17 protein-coding genes are annotated in these 20,353 nt (G+C 55.1%); 11 read left to right on the top strand and 6 right to left on the bottom strand.

From position 1 onward, the window contains the following. Window positions 1–115 precede the first annotated feature (115 nt). Complete coding sequence (locus KWG64_RS01900; RefSeq protein WP_101075987.1) at window positions 116–349, top strand: DeoR family transcriptional regulator; 234 nt, start codon at window positions 116–118, stop codon at window positions 347–349. 72 nt (window positions 350–421) lie between these two features. Here KWG64_RS01900 and tsgA (KWG64_RS01895) read toward each other — a convergent pair whose 3' ends face one another. Both tsgA (KWG64_RS01895) and xapA read right to left on the bottom strand, forming a co-directional pair. Next, a complete protein-coding gene (tsgA, locus tag KWG64_RS01895) occupies window positions 422–1,618 on the bottom strand; it encodes an MFS transporter TsgA (RefSeq protein WP_218520748.1) in 1,197 nt (398 codons plus the stop codon). 9 nt (window positions 1,619–1,627) lie between these two features. Beyond that, the gene (gene xapA / locus KWG64_RS01890) at window positions 1,628–2,461 is read right to left on the bottom strand and encodes a xanthosine phosphorylase (RefSeq protein ID WP_218520747.1); all 834 of its coding nucleotides are present in this window, start codon (window positions 2,459–2,461) and stop codon (window positions 1,628–1,630) included. A 159-nt stretch (window positions 2,462–2,620) separates the two neighbouring features. On the opposite strand from xapA, the gene KWG64_RS01885 reads away from it, so the two are divergent. Beyond that, window positions 2,621–3,529 carry a LysR family transcriptional regulator gene (locus tag KWG64_RS01885; RefSeq protein WP_195812844.1) on the top strand — a complete coding sequence of 303 codons (909 nt, stop codon included), beginning with the start codon at window positions 2,621–2,623 and terminating at the stop codon, window positions 3,527–3,529. An 82-nt stretch (window positions 3,530–3,611) separates the two neighbouring features. Here the strand turns inward: KWG64_RS01885 and tsgA (KWG64_RS01880) are convergent, their stop codons facing one another. Continuing rightward, entirely contained in the window at window positions 3,612–4,811 is a 1,200-nt protein-coding gene (gene tsgA, locus KWG64_RS01880) for an MFS transporter TsgA (protein WP_195812843.1), read from the bottom strand. A 282-nt stretch (window positions 4,812–5,093) separates the two neighbouring features. Here tsgA (KWG64_RS01880) and KWG64_RS01875 point away from each other — a divergent pair, with 282 nt between their 5' ends. The 5 genes from KWG64_RS01875 to gsiD all read left to right on the top strand — a co-directional run bounded on the left by KWG64_RS01875 (window position 5,094) and on the right by gsiD (window position 11,540). Further along, the gene (locus KWG64_RS01875; protein ID WP_218520746.1) at window positions 5,094–6,104 is read left to right on the top strand and encodes an isoaspartyl peptidase/L-asparaginase family protein; all 1,011 of its coding nucleotides are present in this window, start codon (window positions 5,094–5,096) and stop codon (window positions 6,102–6,104) included. Beyond that, entirely contained in the window at window positions 6,101–7,957 is a 1,857-nt protein-coding gene (gene gsiA / locus KWG64_RS01870) for a glutathione ABC transporter ATP-binding protein GsiA (protein ID WP_101075980.1), read from the top strand. The genes KWG64_RS01875 and gsiA overlap by 4 nt, the downstream gene beginning before the upstream one ends. 73 nt (window positions 7,958–8,030) lie before the next feature. Next, window positions 8,031–9,587, top strand: coding sequence for a glutathione ABC transporter substrate-binding protein GsiB (gsiB, locus tag KWG64_RS01865; protein ID WP_195825028.1), 1,557 nt, complete (start codon window positions 8,031–8,033; stop codon window positions 9,585–9,587). Between the two features lie 109 nt (window positions 9,588–9,696). Continuing rightward, entirely contained in the window at window positions 9,697–10,617 is a 921-nt protein-coding gene (gene gsiC / locus KWG64_RS01860; RefSeq protein WP_195812840.1) for a glutathione ABC transporter permease GsiC, read from the top strand. An 8-nt stretch (window positions 10,618–10,625) separates the two neighbouring features. Continuing rightward, window positions 10,626–11,540 (top strand): glutathione ABC transporter permease GsiD, encoded by a 915-nt coding sequence (gene gsiD, locus KWG64_RS01855; RefSeq protein WP_195825026.1) that lies wholly within the window; start codon window positions 10,626–10,628, stop codon window positions 11,538–11,540. Between the two features lie 1,000 nt (window positions 11,541–12,540). On the opposite strand, the gene fghA is transcribed toward gsiD, so the two are convergent. From fghA to KWG64_RS01840, 3 genes are read right to left on the bottom strand one after another with little or no spacing between them, the layout of a single operon-like run. Further along, window positions 12,541–13,398, bottom strand: a complete 858-nt coding sequence (gene fghA, locus KWG64_RS01850; RefSeq protein ID WP_218520745.1) for an S-formylglutathione hydrolase — start codon at window positions 13,396–13,398, stop codon at window positions 12,541–12,543. Window positions 13,399–13,410: 12 nt separating this feature from the next. Further along, window positions 13,411–14,535: an S-(hydroxymethyl)glutathione dehydrogenase/class III alcohol dehydrogenase gene (locus tag KWG64_RS01845; RefSeq protein WP_152324232.1), complete on the bottom strand. Its 1,125-nt coding sequence runs from the start codon at window positions 14,533–14,535 to the stop codon at window positions 13,411–13,413. A 47-nt stretch (window positions 14,536–14,582) separates the two neighbouring features. Continuing rightward, window positions 14,583–15,509, bottom strand: a complete 927-nt coding sequence (locus KWG64_RS01840; protein ID WP_218520744.1) for a LysR family transcriptional regulator — start codon at window positions 15,507–15,509, stop codon at window positions 14,583–14,585. 200 nt (window positions 15,510–15,709) lie between these two features. Between KWG64_RS01840 and KWG64_RS01835 the strand changes: the two genes are divergently transcribed. From KWG64_RS01835 to galS, 4 genes are all read left to right on the top strand, one after another. Then, complete coding sequence (locus KWG64_RS01835) at window positions 15,710–16,837, top strand: YbfB/YjiJ family MFS transporter (RefSeq protein ID WP_218520743.1); 1,128 nt, start codon at window positions 15,710–15,712, stop codon at window positions 16,835–16,837. A 124-nt stretch (window positions 16,838–16,961) separates the two neighbouring features. After that, on the top strand, window positions 16,962–17,630 hold the full coding sequence (folE, locus tag KWG64_RS01830; protein ID WP_218520742.1) for a GTP cyclohydrolase I FolE: 669 nt from the start codon (window positions 16,962–16,964) through the stop codon (window positions 17,628–17,630). 150 nt (window positions 17,631–17,780) lie between these two features. Further along, on the top strand, window positions 17,781–18,935 hold the full coding sequence (gene yeiB / locus KWG64_RS01825) for a DUF418 domain-containing protein YeiB (protein WP_218520741.1): 1,155 nt from the start codon (window positions 17,781–17,783) through the stop codon (window positions 18,933–18,935). A gap of 270 nt (window positions 18,936–19,205) precedes the next feature. After that, window positions 19,206–20,237, top strand: a complete 1,032-nt coding sequence (gene galS, locus KWG64_RS01820) for an HTH-type transcriptional regulator GalS (protein WP_152324227.1) — start codon at window positions 19,206–19,208, stop codon at window positions 20,235–20,237. Window positions 20,238–20,353 lie beyond the last annotated feature (116 nt).

The raw sequence follows: 20,353 nt of genomic DNA, 5'->3' as shown, positions 1-20,353 counted from the left end.
TGGGGATTCCTGAAAAATTGAGATCGATCCCAAAATTAACAATGTAACGCAGGTATGATGGTTTCCGTTATTTGTGACATGAGTCACACAACTGTCAAATATACAGGAATAACCGGTGCTTAAAAAAAATCGCCATCAGGCCATCCTTCAGTTGGTAGAACAGCATGAAGTGTTACAGGTAAGCGAACTGGCACAATCGCTGGATGTGAGTCTTGAAACCATTCGTCGTGACCTGAGTGAAATGCAGGATAAAGGGTTGATTCTGCGTCGTCACGGTCGCGCCCGTCGTCTGGTTGCTCAGCCTGAAACATCCTGGCTAAACAGTTTGCAGCGCTGCCCGCAGCTTTAATCACGGCAGTGAAATAAGAAAAGGGAAGGCTCCGCAGAGTCTTCCCTTTTTTATACACAATACTTAAGTAAATCAGTGTACCGGTTGCTGCTCCAGCGCTTCGGCTTTGCTGTTGACTGAGGCAAAAATCAGCGCCGCCAGCAGGAAGACATAGGCGATGGTCGCGGTATTCAGCGCCCAGAATAACCCGTACTGGCTGTACACCAGCGACGACAGCGTGGAGAAAATCAGCGTCCCGATGGTGCCGATAGTCAGCAGGGCAGACGTCAGCGTTGGCGGCGAATTTCTGACCTGCAAACTGCCGTAGCTCATGATGCCGGAGAACAGGCCGGAATTGCAGAAGCCAAACAGACCGGCGCAAATCAGGATAAGCATCGGGTTCCCGCTGTTAGCCGCAACGGCCAGACTCACCAGCCCGACACCCGCTGAAATCAGCAGATACGTGCGCAGTTTCACGAAGCGAACGGTGAACTGATTCACAAACAGGCCGATGGATTTCACCGTCCAGTAGGTTGTGATGTAGAACGCCGCGCGGTCAGCCGCCATCCCGAAATGCTCTTTCAGCCAGCTTGGGAGCCACATGGTGAACACCGGTTCTGCCAGCAGGAAAGCAAACAGCGCGAAGCACAACACCCACACCGAAACGCCCCAGCGCCCGTGCTGCTGGCCGGTTGATGATTCTTTCTCAACAGTCTGCGGAATCGACGGGAATTTCTGCCCGACGCACAGCACGATCATCATCAGGCTCAGCACCGCCATGACGCCGTACATCGCCAGCCAGCTTGCGCCATGCTGGAATAAATACCCCAGCAGCAGAGACAGAATCACACCCGCCAGCGCAAAGAAGAAATCGGTGAGAATCAGGTTCGCCGAACGTTTCTTCGGATCTTCATTGATGCGCACCACCAGATAGCTGCCGATGGACATCATGATGCCGGACGCCGCGCCAATCAGGAAAACGCCGATACCGAACATGGTGATGGTCGGCATCAGGAACAGCGCGATGCAGGTCAGCACAGAGACGGTTGAGCCGGTAATCAGCTGTTTGCCCAGATTGAATCTGCGCATCAGCACGCCGCTTATCATGATCGGCAGAAACAGGCCGATGTTCATCAGTGTAAACATCTGTCCGATAAATCCGGGGTCTTTGCCAAACGCCTGCGACACCGGGCCGATCACGATACCGAGCGTTGAAACCAGCGCGCCGGTGAAGAAATAACTCAGCCAGGAAATCATATTGATCCGCTGGCGGTTGAATGCCTGTTCCATAGACGCCTCTTATTTTCCAGCCGCTGACAGGTCAGCGAAGAACGCGCGGATCAGTCGGGTGAAATCGCCTACCGCCAGTTTTGCGCAGCTCAGGGTTTGTTCGTGGGAAAGCGGGGTGTCGGATAAACCTTCGGCAAAGTTGGTCATGGCAGAAACCGCCAGCACTTTGAGGCCGCAGTGTCGCGCAGAAATCACTTCCGGCACGATGGACATGCCGACGACGTCGCAGCCGAGGGTTTGCATCATGCGGATTTCTGCAGGCGTTTCGAAGTTCGGGCCGGTGTAGGCGGCGAATACACCTTCTGCCACGTCGATGCCCAGTTTGCCGGCGACAGCGTGAAGCTGTGCGCGCAGATCTTTGTCATAGGCGTTCGCCAGGCTGAAGAAGCGCGGGCCGAAACGGTCGTCATTCGGGCCTGCCAGCGGGGATTCCGGCATAAAGCTGACGTGGTCGGTGAGCGCAACCAAACGGCCAGGCGCGACTTCTTTGCGCATGGAACCGGCGGCGTTGGTCGCCAGCAGGAATTCACAGCCCAGCAGTTTGAAGGTGCGCACCGCGCTGGTCATCACTGACATACCGTGGCCTTCATACATATGGCCGCGGCCTTTCATACACATTACCGGTACACCTTCGAGATGGCCCAGAACCAGTTCACCGGCGTGGCCGACGACGCTGCTTTGCGGGAACCCCGGCAGGTCGTGATAAGGAATGGTAATCGCACCGGACATATCGTCACACAGCGTGCCGAGGCCGGAACCTAAGATAAGCGCGGCGCGCGGAATAAAGCCCGGAGCACGCTGGCGGATAATTGCTGCACAGTCATACGCGTTGTTATTGAGCATGATCACTTCTCTCATTATTGACAGTAGGGTTGAGTTGAAGGCAATGCTAGGGTGAGCGGCCTGTGGCGTCTAATACCGTTCGCCACGGGGATTTATAGTCAAAATCTATAAATCCAATACGCTAATATTTAAGGGAAAATAAATGTTGCTGGAGAAAATGTGACGCGACCATTCACTGATTCAGTTTTCGATCTCGGCCAGATTAATCTCCGCCTGCTGCACTACTTTCGCGTCGTGGCCGAGGAACTGAGTTTCAGCAAAGCGGCGGTGCGGCTCAATATGTCGCAGCCGCCGCTGAGCCTGCATATCAAAGAGCTGGAACATCTGCTCGGCACGCCGCTGTTTCTGCGTACCACCCGTTCCGTGTCGCTGACACCGGCGGGTGCGGCGCTGATGCGCGAAGCAGGGCTGATGCTCGACAGCATCAACCGTTCCTTGCATCAGGTGCGCAAAATTGGCCGGGGGGAAATCGGGCATATTCAGTTTGGTACGGTGGGCACTGCCGCGTGGGGGCCGCTGATGCCGGTGCTGAACAATTTCGGCAGGCATGCGCCGGAAATCAGCTGGTCGATTACCGAACTTACGCCGGTTCAGCAAATCGATGCGTTGCAGCTGCAAAGGATTGATATCGGCATCTGGCGCGAGGCAAAGCTGGCGCTGCCGCAGGGATTATCGAGCAAGCTGATGGGACGTGAGAATGTGGCCGTGGCGCTGTCAGAAAATCATCCGCTGGCGGTCAGAAACAGTGTGGCGTTCAGCCAGCTGGCGAATGAAGATTTTATTCTGATGCCGATGAACACGTCGAGTCTGGGCAGTTATTTGTATTCGATGTGCCGTCAGCACGGTTTTCTGCCGCAGGTGAAACAGCAGGTGAATGAGCCGCAGACTGCGCTGGCGCTGGTGGCGAACGGTTACGGAATTACGTTGTTGCCGGAAAGTTATGCGCGGATCCACTGGCCAGGTGTGCGGTTTTGCGCACTGACGGAAATGCTGCCCGCCGATCTCTACGCCATTTATCAGGCGGATTCGGTGACACCGGCGGCAGCACGTTTTCTTGATCTGCTCTGACTCATTTCGATTCGGACAAATCTCAGCCCAAAAAAAAGCCGCAGGAATTTCCCGCGGCTTATTTAACCACTCAGTCTGCCCTTCAGCCGACAGACATTTCGCGATGAATCTTTTCTGCTTTACTGCGGATACCGGCAATAATCACCGCCAGCACCAGAAGTACGTAAGAAACGGTAGCGATGTTCAGCGCCCAGAACAGGCCATATTCGCGGTAAATGAACGAAGAGAATGACGCGAAAATCAGCGTGCCGACTGACGCGGTGGTCAGCAGGGCAGAGGTCAGCGTTGGCGGTGAGTTTTTCACCTGCAGGCTGCCGTAGCTCATCAGGCCGGAGAACATCCCTGAGTTACAGAACCCGAACAGGCCCACTGCAACCATCACCAGCGCCGTGTTTTCGCTGTGTGTCACTACGCACAGGCTGATTAAGCCAACAATCGCGGAGACAAACAGGAACGTGCGCAGTTTGACGAAACGCACGGTGAACTGGTTAAGGAACAGGCCAATCGCTTTCACCATCCAGTAAGTGGTGATGTAGATCGCGGCGCGGTCAGTGTCCAGACCGAAGTGTTCATGCAACCAGCTTGGCATCCACAGGGTGAAAACCAGTTCGCTGAAGACGAAGGCAAACAACGCAAAACACAGCACGTACGCGGCAAAGCCCCACGGCTCTTTCGCTTCACGATCCTGTTTCGCCACGGCTTCCGGTTTAGCGACCACCGGGAATTTCTGGCCCACGCACAGCAAAATCATCAGCACGCTCAGGGTGCCCATGATGCCGTACATCGCCAGCCAGCTTGCGCCATGTTTGAACAGGAAACCGAGTACCAGCGACAGCGTCATGCCGGACAGCGCAAAGAAGAAGTCGGTGAAAATCAGGTTGGCAGAACGCTTTTTCGGATCATCGTTGATGCGCACAACCAGATAGCTGCCGATAGACATCATCAGGCCCGCCGTCGCACCAATCAGGAATACCCCGACGCCGAACAGTGTGATGGACGGCATCACGAACAGGGCGATACAGGTCAGAATGGTGATAATTGAGCCGGTAATCAGCTGCTTACCGAGGTCGAACTTACGCATCAGGATGCCGCTAATCATGATCGGCAGGAACAAACCGATGTTCATCAGTGAGAACATCAGGCCGATAAATGCAGGCTCTTTATTGAAAGCGGTCGCCACCGGGCCGATGACAATCCCTAAAGTGGAAACCAGCCCACCGGTAAAGAAGTAACTTAGCCACGAGATCACGTTGATCCGACGGCGGTTATAAACAGTTTCCATAACTGATTTCCTAAAAATAAAAAATATAAGAAGGCCACAGTAAGCTTTGCCAGAGGTGCTTATATCTGCGGTTAGGACGTTTATTATTCCTGTTCTTTAACGGTTTGTCTTGGACGTTTATTCAATCTTCGTATTTGATTTTCTTAAACAATCTAAGCAATTAGCGCGTTTTTGTAGTTTTACATTTCTGCTTTACATACTGTAGCGGGCTAAATATAGTCAAAAAACAGGGCAACATCACTTTCTGTATACATAAATACAACAACTCAGGGTGCAGTTCTAATGAGTTCTTCTACTGATAATTCAGCGAGTTCCGTTTCGGACAAGAAGCGTCCGGTCATTGCCATTCACGGTGGTGCCGGGGCGATTACCCGCGCAGCAATGAGTCGTGAAAAAGAACAACATTATTTAGCCGAGCTGGAACGTATTGTTGCCAGCGGGCAGGCCATTCTGGCGGCGGGCGGCAGCGCACTGGATGCGGTCACAGAAGCGGTGCGTTTACTGGAAGAATGCCCGTTATTTAATGCCGGGAAAGGTGCCGTTTTCACGCATCAGGGCACGCATGAGCTGGATGCCTGCATCATGGATGGCCGCACGCTGGATGCCGGTGCCATCAGCTGCGTTAATCATATCCGCAACCCGATTCTGACCGCGCGCAAGGTGCTGGAAAACAGCCCGCATGTCATGTTTACCGGCGCGGGTGCGGAAGCGTTTGCCCGCAAGCACGGGCAGGAAATGGTAGAGCCGGAATTCTTCTACACGCAGGAACGTTTCGAACAGTTGCAGCGCGCAATTGCGGCAGACGGCGGCGTGATGCTCGATCACGACGGGGCGTCCCTGAATGCTCAGCCGTCTGGCGACCCGATCGATCCTGAACATAAATTTGGTACCGTCGGCGCGGTGGCGATGGACGCGCAGGGCAACCTGGCAGCGGCGACATCCACCGGCGGCATGACCAACAAACAGGCCGGACGCGTCGGCGACAGCCCGATTATTGGTGCAGGCTGCTACGCCAGTAATAACACCGTGGCGATTTCCAGCACCGGCACCGGCGAAGTCTTTATGCGCACGGTCGCGGCGTATGACGTCGCGGCATTGATTGAATATGCCGGTTTAACGCTCGAAGAAGCCACGCACAAAGTGGTGCAGGAAAAGCTGCTGCCGATGGGCGGGAGCGGCGGAATGATCGCCATCGACCGCTTTGGCAACGTCGTTTTGCCATTTAACAGCGAAGGCATGTACCGCGGATTTGCCCGTGTGGGTGACGCATCCGTCGTCAGTATTTACCGATGAGCAGCCCGGTTATTTTGCCGCCTGACCATGTGCTGGCCGTCAGCCAGCTCAGCGTGCAGTTTTCGCATGAAGGGCAAATTATTCCGGCTGTGAATAATCTCAGCTTTCAGGTTAGGCGCGGCGAAACGCTGGCCATTGTTGGCGAATCGGGTTCCGGTAAATCGGTGACGTCGCTGGCGCTGATGCGGCTGGTGGAGCAGGGCGGCGGGCAGATTTCCCAGGGCGACATGCTTTTTCGCCGCAGAAATGCCGAAGTGGTGGATTTAATGGCGGCGTCGCAATCGTCCATGCGCAGCCTGCGCGGTGCCGATATTGCGATGATTTTTCAGGAGCCGATGACCTCGCTCAATCCGGTGTTTCCGGTGGGCGAGCAAATCGCGGAATCCATCCGCCTGCATCAGAACAAAGACAGCCGGGCTGCGCGCGCCGAAGCGTTGCGGATGCTGGATCTGGTGCGCATTCCTGAAGCCCGAAACATTCTCGACAGTTATCCGCATCAGCTTTCCGGAGGCATGCGCCAGCGGGTGATGATTGCGATGGCGCTGTCGTGCAAACCCGCGCTGCTGATTGCCGACGAACCGACAACGGCGCTGGATGTGACCATTCAGGCGCAGATTCTACAGCTCATCCGCGTGCTGCAAAAAGAGATGCAGATGGGCGTGATTTTTATCACTCATGATATGGGCGTGGTAGCTGAAATTGCCGACCGCGTGCTGGTCATGCATCAGGGCAACAGCGTGGAAACCGGCGACGTGGGCGCGATTTTCCGTGCGCCGCAACAGCCCTATACCCGCTCGCTGCTGGCGGCGGTGCCAAAATTAGGTTCGATGGCCGGTAAACCGTTGCCCGCGCGTTTCCCTGTGCAGGAGCAAAAAGAAAGTGACCCGGAACTGGTGCAGGACACCCTGACGCCGGGTGCGCCGCCGGTTTTGCAGGTTCGCGATCTCGTCACGCGTTTTGATCTGCGCAGTGGCATTTTCAACCGCGTGACGCGCCGCGTTCATGCCGTGGAAAAAGTCAGCTTTGACTTACATCCGGGCGAAACGCTGGCGCTGGTGGGCGAGTCTGGCTGTGGGAAATCCACCACCGGCCGTTCGCTGCTGAAACTGGTGAAAAGTCAGGGCGGCACGATTACGTTTAACGGCCAGGTGCTGACCGATGTCAGCGGCAGTGCGCTGCAACACCTGCGGCGCGATATTCAGTTTATTTTTCAGGATCCGTATGCCTCGCTCGATCCGCGCCTGACGGTGGGTTATTCCATTATGGAACCGCTGCTGGTGCACAATGTGGCGAAAGGCGCAGAGGCCGAGGCGCGCGTCGCCTGGCTGCTGGAAAAAGTCGGGCTACTGCCGGAACACGCGCAGCGCTATCCTCACGAATTTTCCGGCGGTCAGCGTCAGCGGATTTGTATTGCGCGCGCGCTGGCGCTCAATCCGAAAGTGGTGATTGCGGATGAATCCGTTTCCGCCCTCGATGTGTCTGTCCGCGCGCAAATCATTAATTTGCTGATGGATTTACAGAAAGAGTTCGGGCTGGCGTTTTTGTTTATTTCTCACGACATGGCGGTCGTCGAGCGTATCAGTCATCGCGTGGCGGTGATGTATCTCGGGCAAATCGTTGAAATCGGCACGCGGCGCGCGGTGTTTGAAAATCCGCAGCACGCGTATACCCGCAAACTGATGGCGGCGGTGCCGGTGGCCGATCCGGCGCATAAAAGAAAAGAACAGGCCTTGCTGGTGGATGAAATTCCCAGCCCGATCCGTGCGCTCAACGACGAGCCGCTGGTCGCCCCGCTGGTGCAGGTCGGCGAAGGGCATTTTGTCGCCCGGCACGCTATCGCGGGGCTTTACTGATTTTTGTGGTGGCTTGTTTTTTAAGCGCCAATTCTTTGTAAGACAAACGGGTAAGACAGGAAAAGGAACTGACATGAATCAGCAGAAACGTAAAGGTAAGAACGTGATCCGCCAGGCGGTGCTTGCTGCCGCTATTTTCGGTTCTCTGGCTTCAGCTTCAGCATGGGCTGCCAAAGACGTTGTGATCGCCGTAGGCTCTAACTTCACCTCGCTTGATCCTTATGATGCGAACGACACCCTGTCGCAGGCGGTGGCAAAATCCTTCTATCAGGGGCTGTTTGGCTTCGATAAAAACATGAAGCTGGAAAACGTGCTGGCGGACAGCTACACGGTCAGCAAGGACGGTCTGGTTTACACCATCAAGCTGCATCCGGGCGTGAAATTCCAGGATGGCACCGACTTCAACGCGGCGGCGGTAAAAGTTAACTTTGACCGCGCCAGTAATCCTGACAATCATCTCAAGCGCTACAACCTGTTTAAAAATATCGCCAGCACGGAAGCGGTGGATGACACCACGGTGAAAATCACGCTGAAAGAACCGTTTTCGGCGTTCATCAATATTCTGGCGCACCCGTCGGCCGTGATTATTTCCCCGGCGGCGCTGACCAAATATGGCAAAGAGATCGGTTTCCATCCGGTGGGCACCGGCCCGTATACGCTGGATCAGTGGAATCAGACCGATTTCGTGAAAGTGAAGAAATTCGACGGTTACTGGAAAAAAGGCGAGCCTAAACTCGACACCATCACCTGGCGCCCGGTTGTCGATAACAACACCCGCGCCGCGATGCTGCAAACCGGTGAAGCCGATCTGGCGTTCCCGGTGCCTTACGAGCAGGCCGCGCTGCTGGAGAAAAACCCGAAACTGGATCTGGTGGCCGCGCCGTCAATTTTGCATCGTTACATCAGCTTTAACGTCACGCAAAAACCGTTCGATAACGTGAAAGTGCGTGAGGCGATCAACTACGCCATCAACAAACAGGCGCTGATTAAAGTCGCGTTTGCCGGTTACGCTGTGCCTTCCGAAGGGCCATTGCCGCAGGGGATTGAGTACGCCGCGAAATTCAAACCGTGGCCATACGATCCGGCAAAAGCCAAACAACTTCTGAAAGAAGCGGGTTATCCGGACGGTTTTACCACCACGCTGTGGTCTTCACATAACAACAGCACCGCGCAGAAAGTGTTGCAGTTCACGCAACAGCAGCTGGCGCAGGTGGGTATTAAAGTCACCGTAACCGCGATGGATGCCGCGCAGCGTGCGGCGCAGGTCGAAAACGTCGGGCAGAAAGACGCGGGGATCCGGATGTTCTATACCGGCTGGTCGGCGTCAACGGGCGAAGCTGACTGGGCGCTGTCGCCGCTGTTCTCAACCCAGGCTGCGCCACCGAAGCAGTTCAACACCGCGTTCTACAGCAATGCGCAGGTGGATAAAGATTTGTCCGACGCGCTGAAAACGACCGACAAAGCCGAGAAAGCCAAACTGTACGCCGATGCCCAGAAACAAATCTGGACCGACGCGCCGTGGGCATTCCTGGTGACTGAGCGGCTGGTTTCTGCCAACAACAAACGTCTGACAGGTTTCTATGTGATGCCGGATACGGCGTTCAGCTTTGATGATGCCGATGTGAAATAATATGCGGTGAAGCTTTCAGGGCGCGGGGTTCACAGACTCCGCGTCCCGAACTCGTCTGTTCCGCCGCAGGAACAGGGATGTCATACCGTGAAATCACAGACAGCGAATCATGCTTAATTATTTTCTGAAACGATTACTGGGATTGATTCCGACATTGCTGATTGTGGCAGTGCTGGTCTTTTTATTTGTACATCTTTTGCCGGGTGATCCGGCGCGTCTGATGGCCGGACAGGACGCGGACGCCAGCGTCGTGGCGCTGGTCCGTCAGGATTTAGGGCTGGATAAACCGCTCTATCAGCAATTCTTCACCTTTTTCGGCAACGCGCTGACCGGCGATTTCGGGCATTCGATGGTGTCGAAACGCCCGGTGATTGACGAAATCAGCTCCCGCTTTATGCCGACGTTCTGGCTCACGCTGACCAGCATGCTGTGGTCGGTGATTATCGGGCTGATCATTGGCGTAGTCTCCGCCGTCTGGCGCAACCGCTGGCCGGACCGTCTGGGCATGGCGCTCGCCGTTTCCGGTATCTCCTTCCCGGCCTTTGCGCTGGGCATGCTGCTGATGCAGGTTTTCTCCGTTGAACTGGGCTGGTTGCCGACCGTCGGCGCAGACGGCTGGCAGCACTATATTCTGCCGTCCATCACGCTGGGCGCGGCAGTGGCGGCCATTATGGCGCGCTTTACCCGGGCATCTTTCGTCGAAGTGATGCAGGAAGATTACATGCGCACGGCGCGGGCGAAGGGCGTTCATGAAGCCGTTGTGGTGGTAAAACACGGGCTACGCAACGCCATGATCCCGGTTGTGACCATGATGGGATTACAGTTTGGTTTCCTGCTGGGCGGCTCGATCGTGGTCGAGAAAGTCTTCAACTGGCCGGGGTTAGGGCGGTTGCTGGTGGATTCCGTGGAGATGCGCGATTACCCGGTGATCCAGGCCGAAGTGCTGCTCTTCTCGCTCGAATTCATCCTCATCAATCTGCTGGTGGACATGCTGTACGCCGTGATTAACCCTTCTATCCGATACAAGTGAGCAGGCGCATGAAAAACTGGCGGAGAAATGCCGTACTGGCGAGCTTGCCGATAATCACACCCGAAACCCCGCAGGCGGTAAGAACGCCGTGGAAAGCGTTCTGGCGGCGTTTTCGCCGGCAACATATCGCAATGATTGCGGGCGTTTTCATTCTTTTACTGATCGCCGCGGCGATCTTTGCGCCGTGGCTGGTGCCGTTTGATCCGGAAAATTACTTCGATTACGACCGTCTGAACGAAGGGCCGTCGGTGATGCACTGGCTCGGCGTAGATTCGCTCGGGCGGGATATTTTCAGCCGTATCCTGATGGGCGCGCGCATTTCACTGGCCGCCGGTGTGCTTTCCGTGGTGCTGGGCGCGGTTATTGGCACCTTTTTCGGCTTGCTGGCCGGATACTACGAAGGGGCGTGGGACCGCATTACCATGCGTATTTGCGACGTGCTGTTCGCCTTCCCCGGCATTCTGCTGGCGATTGCCGTGGTCGCCGTGATGGGCAACGGCATGTCGAATGTGATTATTGCCGTGGCAATATTCAGCATTCCCGCGTTCGCCCGTCTGGTACGCGGCAACACGCTGGTACTGAAACAGCAGACCTACATCGAATCAGCGCGCAGCATCGGCGCATCGGACGCCACCATTTTGTTCCGCCACATTCTGCCCGGTACGCTGTCTTCCATCGTGGTGTATTTCACCATGCGCATAGGCACATCGATTATCACCGCCGCGAGTTTATCGTTCCTCGGCATGGGCGCACAGCCCCCGACGCCGGAGTGGGGCGCGATGCTCAACGAAGCCCGCGCCGACATGGTGATGGCCCCGCACGTTGCGATATTCCCGAGCCTGGCGATATTCCTGACGGTACTGGCGTTTAATCTGCTGGGGGATGGGTTGAGAGATGCACTGGATCCGAAATTGAAAAATTAGTGTTTTTTGGGGAGTATCCCTAAGACCTTGGGTTGCCACCCAAACTGGCCTCAAGGAGCGCCTGTCGCCGCGCCCCTTGAGAATCCCGGGCTCTTTCACTGCGCGCTGCCGCTTGTTGGCTATGTTTCAGTTAACGCCGTGACTGGCGCGAAAGCTTGCCGCTGCGCGGTGCCTTCTCTCGGTCTTCGAGCCTTAGGTCTCGAAGCCGCTTCGTTCAGCAAACTTTCTGATTGCGCCTTGAGGGTATTTTAAAAACAGGTGTATTCGTTTTATAGTTCGTACAGATTAATAAATAAAAAATATATTCGGAACTACTTAAATGGCAGAAGCCTGATTATTACTAATCAGGCTTCGCGGTCCCACGAAGGGAAAGGGTGAATCTTAAAGGCCTCAATGGGCAACGCGAGGATATTATCAAAAATAATGCGTTAATCAAGCCGGGAATGATTATTAAACTAAAAAGTTTGTCGCATTGATAGAACGAATAACTGCTATCTGGATTAATGTAATCATATGATATAAATGAATTTAAATTCAGTCTTCCTCAGGCGAGTAACGTTTAATTTTAAATCATCCTGAAGCTTATTACCTCTATCTTGATATTAAATCTTGAGCATGTTTAGCCTTAAAAAATACCGATGCGAGATATCTTAATATTATAATTAATGTAATAAAGCCACCGAAATCAGATGAGCTAATAAAATGTCACTATGGCGCGCTCAAAAAAACCTGCTGAACGAAGCGGGCTGGAGACCTGAGGCTCCAGCACCGAGAGAAGGAACCGCGCAGCGGCAGGATTTTGCGCCACCCACGGAAGCACAAGGACATGTCCGTCGTTCCGGCGATAGCGCGCAGTAAAAAAGCGAGGAGAGTCGGGAGAGGAAAAGCACTTTCCTCTCTCGTCGGTTTCGGCGTAAATGCCTGAGCGATAACTGCTATTGAGAAACCGAAATATACTCGTTCAGCAATTATAAAGCCGTCATTGCAACGGCTTTTGCAATCACCCTTTCGAGTGCAAGTACCCTGCATGAAACCGCAGGTGATCTTCCACAAACGAGGCAATCGTAAAGTAGCTGTGATCGTACCCCGGCTGCACGCGCAGCTGTAACGGCCAGCCGCGCTGGCGGGCGATTTCGGCCAGTTTTGCCGGTTGCAACTGATCTGCGAGGAACTGATCGCCATCACCCTGATCGACTAAAATCGGGAATGGCACCTGATCCGCAGGCAGTGAACTCAGCAGGTGGCAGCTGTCGTACTGCAACCACTGGCTTTCGTCGTTACCCAGATAGGCGCTGAACGCTTTACGTCCCCACGGAACCTGCGCCGGATTCACAATCGGTGCGAACGCGGAAACAGAATGGAAACGCTGCGGATTACGCAGTGCCAGCATCAGTGCGCCGTGGCCGCCCATCGAGTGACCAAAGATCGACTGACGGTCGCTGACCCTGAAATGTCCGCTGATTAACGCAGGCAGTTCATCGAGCAGGTAATCGTACATCCGGTAATGCGCCGCCCACGGCGACTGCGTGGCGTTCAGGTAAAAACCTGCGCCCTGACCGAGATCGTAACCGTCGTCATTGGCGACATCCTCACCGCGCGGGCTGGTATCCGGCATCACCAGAATCAGGCCCAGTTCCGCCGCGACGCGTTGCGCCCCGGCTTTCAGCGTGAAGTTTTCATCATTACAGGTCAGGCCCGACAGCCAGTACAGCACGGGCGGCGGCGTGTCATCTTTTGCCGGTGGCAGGTAGATGCTGAACGTCATGCCGCAATTCAAGCTGGCCGAAGTATGGCGGTAGCGCTGCTGCCAGCCGCCAAACATCCGGTGTTCTTCGAGTAGTTCAATCGAGCTGCTCATCGAAAACTTTCCTTACTTGTTAAAATGAATAACCGTACGGATAGACTTACCTTCGTGCATCAAATCAAACGCTTCGTTGATTTCTTCAAGTGGCATGGTGTGAGTGATGAAATCGTTCAGGGCGAATTCGCCGTCCAGATAACGTTCCACAATGCCTGGCAGCTGGCTGCGGCCTTTGACGCCGCCGAATGCGGAACCACGCCATACGCGGCCGGTTACCAGCTGGAACGGACGGGTGGAGATTTCTTCACCGGCACCGGCAACGCCGATAATGACCGATTCGCCCCAACCTTTGTGACAGCATTCCAGCGCGGAACGCATCACGTTCACGTTGCCGATACATTCGAAGGAGAAGTCCACGCCGCCGTCGGTCATTTCGACGATCACGTCCTGAATCGGCTTATCAAAATCTTTCGGGTTAATCAGATCAGTTGCGCCGAGTTTACGGGCCAGATCGAACTTGCTGGTGTTCAGATCGATACCGATGATGCGGCCTGCGCCCGCCATCACTGCGCCGATAATCGCCGAAAGACCGATGCCGCCGAGGCCGAAGATTGCCACGGTGTCGCCTTTTTTCACTTTCGCGGTGTTAATCACAGCACCCATACCGGTGGTCACGCCGCAACCGAGCAGACACACTTCTTCCAGCGGCGCTTCTTTGTTGATTTTCGCCAGTGAAATTTCAGGAACCACGGTGTATTCGGAGAAAGTCGAAGTCCCCATGTAATGGAAAATCGGCTGGCCGTCTTTGAAGAAACGCGTGGTGCCATCCGGCATCAGGCCTTTACCCTGCGTGGTGCGGATCGCCTGACACAGGTTGGTTTTACCGGATTTACAGAACTTACATTCGCCACATTCCGGGGTGTACAGCGGGATCACGTGGTCGCCAACGGCAACGCTGGTCACGCCTTCGCCGACAGCTTCCACTACGCCGCCGCCTTCATGGCCGAGGATTGCCGGGAAAACGCCTTCCGGATCTTTGCCGGAAAGGGTGTAGGCGTCGGTGTGGCATACGCCGCTGGCAACGATACGCACCAGCACTTCGCCTTTTTGCGGTGGCATCAAATCCACTTCTTCGATGGACAGAGGTTGATTCGGGCCCCAGGCGACGGCGGCGCGTGTTTTAATCATTTCCATGGTCGTACTCCATTCTCGTCAGGTGTTTTTTAGTTAAAAGGGTTGGCTTATGCCGGATCCATCACCGGGTCATTTTCGCCGGCAAGAGGATGTTTCAGTAACGGGATCACCCCGTCATTTTGTTCAATGATCAGTTCTTTCAGCGCCCGGACATTGGGGCTGAAGGCGTCCCGTCGCCAGATAAGCCAGGTGGCGGTATCGGCGAATTCATCCGGGATTTCGTGAATTTGTACCCGTTCGTGGCCGGGTAATTGTTCCAGTACAGAACGCGGGATCATCGCAATCCCCGCGCCGCTGGCGACGCAGGCCATCATCGAATGATAGGACTGAATTTCCATGGTGTTTGCCACCGACACATTCATCTCTTTAATCCACGCCTGCAAACGCTGGCGGTAGGAACAGCTCGGGCGGAATGCGAAAACGGTATGTCCGCTGCGGCCTGCCGGGAGTTCAAGCGGTGATTCCCCGGGCGGAGAAATCACCACCATACGTTCGCGAAAAGAGATGCAGCCGTTCAGATCGTCAAAATCAATCGGTCCGTCGACCAGCGCGGCGGCTAAGCGGCCAGCCCGCACGCTGTCGATGGTTTCACCGGACGTCGCCGTGACAAGCGAAAGTGCCACCTGCGGAAATTTCTGGTGATAAGCCGCAAGCAGCGAAGGCAGGCGGGTGGCCGCGGTGCTTTCCATCGAACCCAGCGCGAAATTCCCCGCTGGTTCACCGGCGTGGGTAATGCTCATCGCTTCGTCACTGAGCGCCAGAATACGTTCGGCGTAATTGAGGAAGTTATGGCCCATCGCTGAAAGGCGGATACGCTGCTTTTCGCGGATGAACAAGTCCGTGCCCAGTTCGAGTTCGAGCTGACGCAAACGGGTGGTGAGGTTCGACGGCACGCGATGCAGCTGTTCTGCCGCCCGCGCCAGCGATCCGGTTTCCGCCACGCAGCAAAACATCCGCAACTGGGTGAGATCCATAATGAGTTCCTGTGTTCTCTTATCGTAAACAACTTGGTTTGTATTATTCAGTTTTCGTGATTGTATCCGCAAGGCATCATAGCTGACAACGTCCAATTCACTTTCTTTTCAGAAATCCTCTGTTTTCATTATCGGGCTTTGAGTATGTTTACTCATTGTTTCTACCATGTTGCATTGCGGTTTCTTACAGCGGAGCAGTTATGGCTTTTCGGATTGCGCTAAGTGGTTTTCTGGCTTTTGTCGTCGCGATGGGTATCGGGCGCTTCGCCTTTACGCCGCAAGTTCCTTTAATGATAGCTGAACATCAGTTCACGCTGACCGGCGCGGGTTTAGTCGCCGCCTTCAACTATCTCGGTTATCTGTGTGGCGCGTTTGACGGAATGCGTGCGACCAAACACCTCGAACGCCGGTTATGGCTGGGCGTGTGGGGCGGCGTGGTACTGACATTACTGTCGGCGGTGATTTCCGGTGAAGTGCTGCACAGTATTGTGCGCTTCCTGATTGGCTGGACCAGCGGCTGGGCGATGGTGATGGTGTCGGCGTGGTGTAATGAACGGCTGGCGCATTATTGCCGTCCGGCGCTGAGCGCAGCGGTGTTTGCCGGGCCGGGCGTCGGGATTTTCCTCAGCGGAATGCTGGCCGTGGGGATCCACAGTTTGCAGCTGACGTCCGCGCAGGCCTGGTCGGTGTACGGCGTGCTGGCGCTGATTTTCGTGGCGATTATCACGCCGAATTTACCGCGCAAAGGCGATTTGCATCGTTCGCATGTGGCGGCGGAACCGCTGGTCATGACACCGGCGCTGAAACGTCTGGTATGGAGCTACAGTCTGGCGGGCTTCGGCTACATCCTGCCTGCCACGTTTTTATCGCAGATGGCGACGGCACGTTTTCCTGACAGCCTGTTTGCGCAGTTTGTCTGGCCGGTGTTCGGCGGCGCGGCGGTGATCGGCATCGTTATTGGCATTCTGACCCGGCATCGTCTCACCACGCATACGCGTCTGGCACTGACGTTATGGGTCCAGGGGCTGGGTATTTTGTGCGCGGAAGTGGTCCCGGGCGTCAGCGGGCTGGCGCTCGGTGCGCTGCTGACGGGCGGCGGTTTTCTCAGCGTGGTTCAGCTGGCGTTACAGTACAGCCGCGAGCTGGCGCCCAATCACAGCCGGTATATGGCCGGGTTGCTGACCACAGGATACGCGGTCGGGCAGTTGTTCGGGCCAGTGCTGTCGGCAATATCCACCGCGCTGACGCATCATCTGGAACCGGCGCTGTATGTCGCGCTGGCCGGTTTTGTGATTGCGGGTGCGCTGGTGGTCCGGGATAACCGGTAACTTGTCGCTTTTTCATCCATCAGGCAAGCAATCACTGGATTCTGAATCCGCTCTCCACTACAGTAAGCCACCTCACTTTGGCGTGATCTGCGTCAAAGTGATTACACCTGCCGGAGAAGAATGAATGCCAACCCCAATCCTGAGTAAAGAAGCCATTTTGGTCCATGAGGCGTTGTTAGCCCGTGGTCTGGAAACCCCTCTGCGTGAAGCCCTGCCGATCGACAACGAAACGCGCAAACAGCGGATCCAGGAACATATGACTGGCATCATGCAATTGCTCAATCTGGATCTCTCCGATGACAGTCTGGTGGAAACGCCGCGTCGTATCGCGAAGATGTACGTTGATGAAATTTTCTCCGGACTGGATTACGCGAACTTCCCGAAAATCACTGTCATCGAAAACAAGATGAAAGTGGATGAGATGGTGACGGTGCGTGATATCACCCTGACCAGCACCTGCGAACACCATTTCGTGACCATCGACGGGAAAGCCACCGTGGCGTATCTGCCAAAAGATACCGTGATCGGTTTGTCGAAAATCAACCGCATCGTGCAGTTCTTCTCGCAGCGTCCGCAGGTTCAGGAACGTCTGACCCAGCAGATTCTGGTGGCGTTACAGACGCTGCTCGGCACGCCAAACGTGGCCGTGTCGATTGATGCCGTGCATTATTGCGTGAAAGCCCGTGGCGTGCGTGATGCAACCAGCGCAACGACCACCACCTCTCTGGGCGGTTTGTTCAAGTCCAGCCAGAATACACGTCAGGAATTCCTGCGTACCGTCCGCCATTCCTGATCCCAAAGTACGCATGAGGAGACCCGAATCACTGACTTGTGTCAGCGCATCGGGCTCTCCTCGCGACAACTTCATTTACCTGAATAGTGGCCTCTGTCATTCTCTTCACTTATTCTTAAAATCCAAATAATCCTCAAAAGGAATTTCCGGGTGCGCTCACGTATTGCCACGCTCGATTTTGCCCGTGGCCTGGCCATTTTTGGCATTCTTCTGCTCAACATCAGCGCGTTCGGCTTACCGAAGGCCGCCTATCTGAATCCGGCCTATGCCGGTCTTCCTTCTGCTTCTGACGCCTGGACCTGGGCGGTGCTCGACGCCGTTGCGCAGGGTAAATTTCTGATGATGTTTGCCATGCTGTTTGGCGGCGGTTTGTATTTGCTGCTGCCGCGCGGCAAACACTGGATCCAGTCGCGTCTTTCGATTTTATTGTTGTGCGGCCTGATCCACGCCACATTGTTGTGGGACGGCGATATTTTGCTGTCCTACGGGCTGATTGGCCTGGTGTGCTGGCGCATGGTGAGGGAAGGGCGCAGCAGCCAGTCGCTGGTGTCGACCGGGATTATTTTGTATCTCATCGGCGTCGCGGTGCTGGCGATTCTGGGCGTGATTTCTTCGCCCAAAGCAGGGAGTTTCTGGCTGCCGGGACCGGCTGAAATTCAGTATGAGCAATACTGGCGGCTGAAAGGCGGCTGGGAAGCCATTCAGAACCGGCTGGATCTCCTGTCTTCAAGTTTGCTGGCGATTGGTGCGCAATACGGCTGGGAACTGGCGGGCGCTATGTTAATCGGCTCGGGGCTGATGCGCAGCGGTTGGCTGAAAGGCGAATTCAGCGAACGGCATTACCGCAAAGTGGCGGCGGTGCTGTTACCGCTTTCATTGCTGATACAAATTCCGGCGATTTACCTGCAATGGAAGAGTGGCTGGGACTACCGCTGGAGCGGCTTTTTGTTGCAGGTTCCGCGTGAAATTGGCTCTCTGATGCAGGCAGTCAGCTATCTGGCGCTGTGTTATGGCTTCTGGTCGGTAATTTCGCGCTGGCGGCTGGTTCACTGGATTTCTCAGGTTGGCCGCATGGCGCTGACCAATTACCTGTTACAGACGCTGATTTGCACCACATTCTTCAATTTCTTCGGCTTCTTCCTGCACTTCGACCGGCTGCAACTGCTGGCGCTGGTGCCGCTGGTGTGGGCGTGTAACCTGCTGGTGACGCTGCTGTGGCTGCGTTATTTCCGTCAGGGGCCGCTGGAATGGTTATGGCGAACGCTGACCATTAAAGCCTCGGGCGTTGAGGTGAAAACAGCCTGAGGTAAGCGCAGATCTATCACCCTAAATTATAGATTTGAGATGAACGTTGCAGAATTGTATGTAAACGTTTTCTTTCCTGTGACGTGATTCACGCAGGCGGTTTCGCAAAATGTTTAGGATAGCGGTCGTGCCAGTCTGACGACCACTACACTAAAAAAGGAAACGCCATGAGCACTTCACCTCGCTTCTCTTTGTCTGCATTTTTTACCTCCTGGGTTAATCATTTCCGTATTCCTCCGTACCACTCTCTGGCTGATGACGGAGCGACAAATGGTCACAATTCGTGATGTCGCCCGTCTGGCGGGCGTGTCTGTCGCCACTGTTTCCCGTGTTCTGAACAATCCGTCTATCGCCAGCAAAGAAGCCCGCGAGCAGGTTCTGCAGGCCGTCGCCACGCTGGGATACCGGCCTAACGCCAACGCACAGGCGCTGGCAACGCAAACCAGCGACACCATCGGCGTGGTCGTAATGGACGTGTCAGATCCCTTTTTTGGCGCGCTGGTGAAAGCGGTGGATACCGTCGCTCAGCAGCATCAGAAATACGTTCTGATAGGTAACAGCTATCATATTGCCGAAAAAGAAAGGCATGCCATTGAAGTATTGATTCGCCAGCGCTGTAACGCACTCATCGTGCATTCCAAGGCGCTCGGTGATGACGAGCTTTCACGCTTTATGGATCAGGTTTCCGGTATGGTGCTGATTAACCGCGTTATTCCGGGCTACGAGCATCGCTGCGTGTGGCTCAATAACGTCAGCGGGGCAGAAATGGCCACGCGTCTGTTGCTGTCTCAGGGACATCAGCGCATCGGCTATATCGGATCGAGCCACGGCATTGAAGATGATTTGCAGCGCTATCAGGGTTATCTGCAGGCTATGACGCAGGCACATCATTCTGCTGTTGCACCCCCTGCGGCCTGGCGTGCGCAAAGTTCGCCAGATTTGCAGGGCGGAGAAGCGGCGATGGTCGAACTCCTCGGGCGCAATCTGCATCTGAGCGCAGTCTTCACGTATAACGATTCGATGGCGGCGGGGGCGATGGCCGTGTTGAAAGAAAACGGAATTAACATTCCTGACGATTTCTCACTGGTGGGTTTTGACGATATCCCGATTGCCCGGTACACCAGCCCGAAAATGACGACGGTGCGTTACCCGATTGTCTCAATGGCGACGCTCGCCACCGAGCTGGCATTAAAAGGCGCGGCAGAACAGTTAGCTACGGGCGTTTCGCATTGTTTTATGCCGACGCTGGTCAGACGCCATTCTGTGGCGCCGTGGCAAAATGTGGCACCCGTCACTTATTGATCAAATAACGCGATGTAACCGTTTTCAATCTGTGAGAACTTTCACAGTTTATTAACATCGCGGCCTTTATGATGCATTCGTTTTCAACATGATTCACTTTGTGTCCGGCGTTACCG

The organism is Rahnella sp. PD12R (assembly GCF_019200965.1).
GTDB lineage: Bacteria > Pseudomonadota > Gammaproteobacteria > Enterobacterales > Enterobacteriaceae > Rahnella > Rahnella laticis.
The sequence above is the reverse complement of the archived record's forward strand: the minus strand, read 5'-3'. Positions and strand labels throughout refer to the sequence as shown.

Bases quoted from the DNA above. Each gene is read 5' to 3' on its own strand.
- KWG64_RS01875 (WP_218520746.1), top strand. From the start codon at position 5,094: ATGAGTTCTTCTACTGATAATTCAGCGAGTTCCGTTTCGGACAAGAAG.
- tsgA (WP_218520748.1), bottom strand. From the start codon at position 1,618: ATGGAACAGGCATTCAACCGCCAGCGGATCAATATGATTTCCTGGCTG.
- KWG64_RS01845 (WP_152324232.1), bottom strand. From the start codon at position 14,535: ATGGAAATGATTAAAACACGCGCCGCCGTCGCCTGGGGCCCGAATCAA.
- fghA (WP_218520745.1), bottom strand. From the start codon at position 13,398: ATGAGCAGCTCGATTGAACTACTCGAAGAACACCGGATGTTTGGCGGC.
- gsiD (WP_195825026.1), top strand. From the start codon at position 10,626: ATGAAAAACTGGCGGAGAAATGCCGTACTGGCGAGCTTGCCGATAATC.
- gsiB (WP_195825028.1), top strand. From the start codon at position 8,031: ATGAATCAGCAGAAACGTAAAGGTAAGAACGTGATCCGCCAGGCGGTG.
- tsgA (WP_195812843.1), bottom strand. From the start codon at position 4,811: ATGGAAACTGTTTATAACCGCCGTCGGATCAACGTGATCTCGTGGCTA.
- KWG64_RS01835 (WP_218520743.1), top strand. From the start codon at position 15,710: ATGGCTTTTCGGATTGCGCTAAGTGGTTTTCTGGCTTTTGTCGTCGCG.
- galS (WP_152324227.1), top strand. From the start codon at position 19,206: ATGGTCACAATTCGTGATGTCGCCCGTCTGGCGGGCGTGTCTGTCGCC.
- folE (WP_218520742.1), top strand. From the start codon at position 16,962: ATGCCAACCCCAATCCTGAGTAAAGAAGCCATTTTGGTCCATGAGGCG.
- gsiA (WP_101075980.1), top strand. From the start codon at position 6,101: ATGAGCAGCCCGGTTATTTTGCCGCCTGACCATGTGCTGGCCGTCAGC.
- xapA (WP_218520747.1), bottom strand. From the start codon at position 2,461: ATGCTCAATAACAACGCGTATGACTGTGCAGCAATTATCCGCCAGCGT.
- gsiC (WP_195812840.1), top strand. From the start codon at position 9,697: ATGCTTAATTATTTTCTGAAACGATTACTGGGATTGATTCCGACATTG.
- KWG64_RS01840 (WP_218520744.1), bottom strand. From the start codon at position 15,509: ATGGATCTCACCCAGTTGCGGATGTTTTGCTGCGTGGCGGAAACCGGA.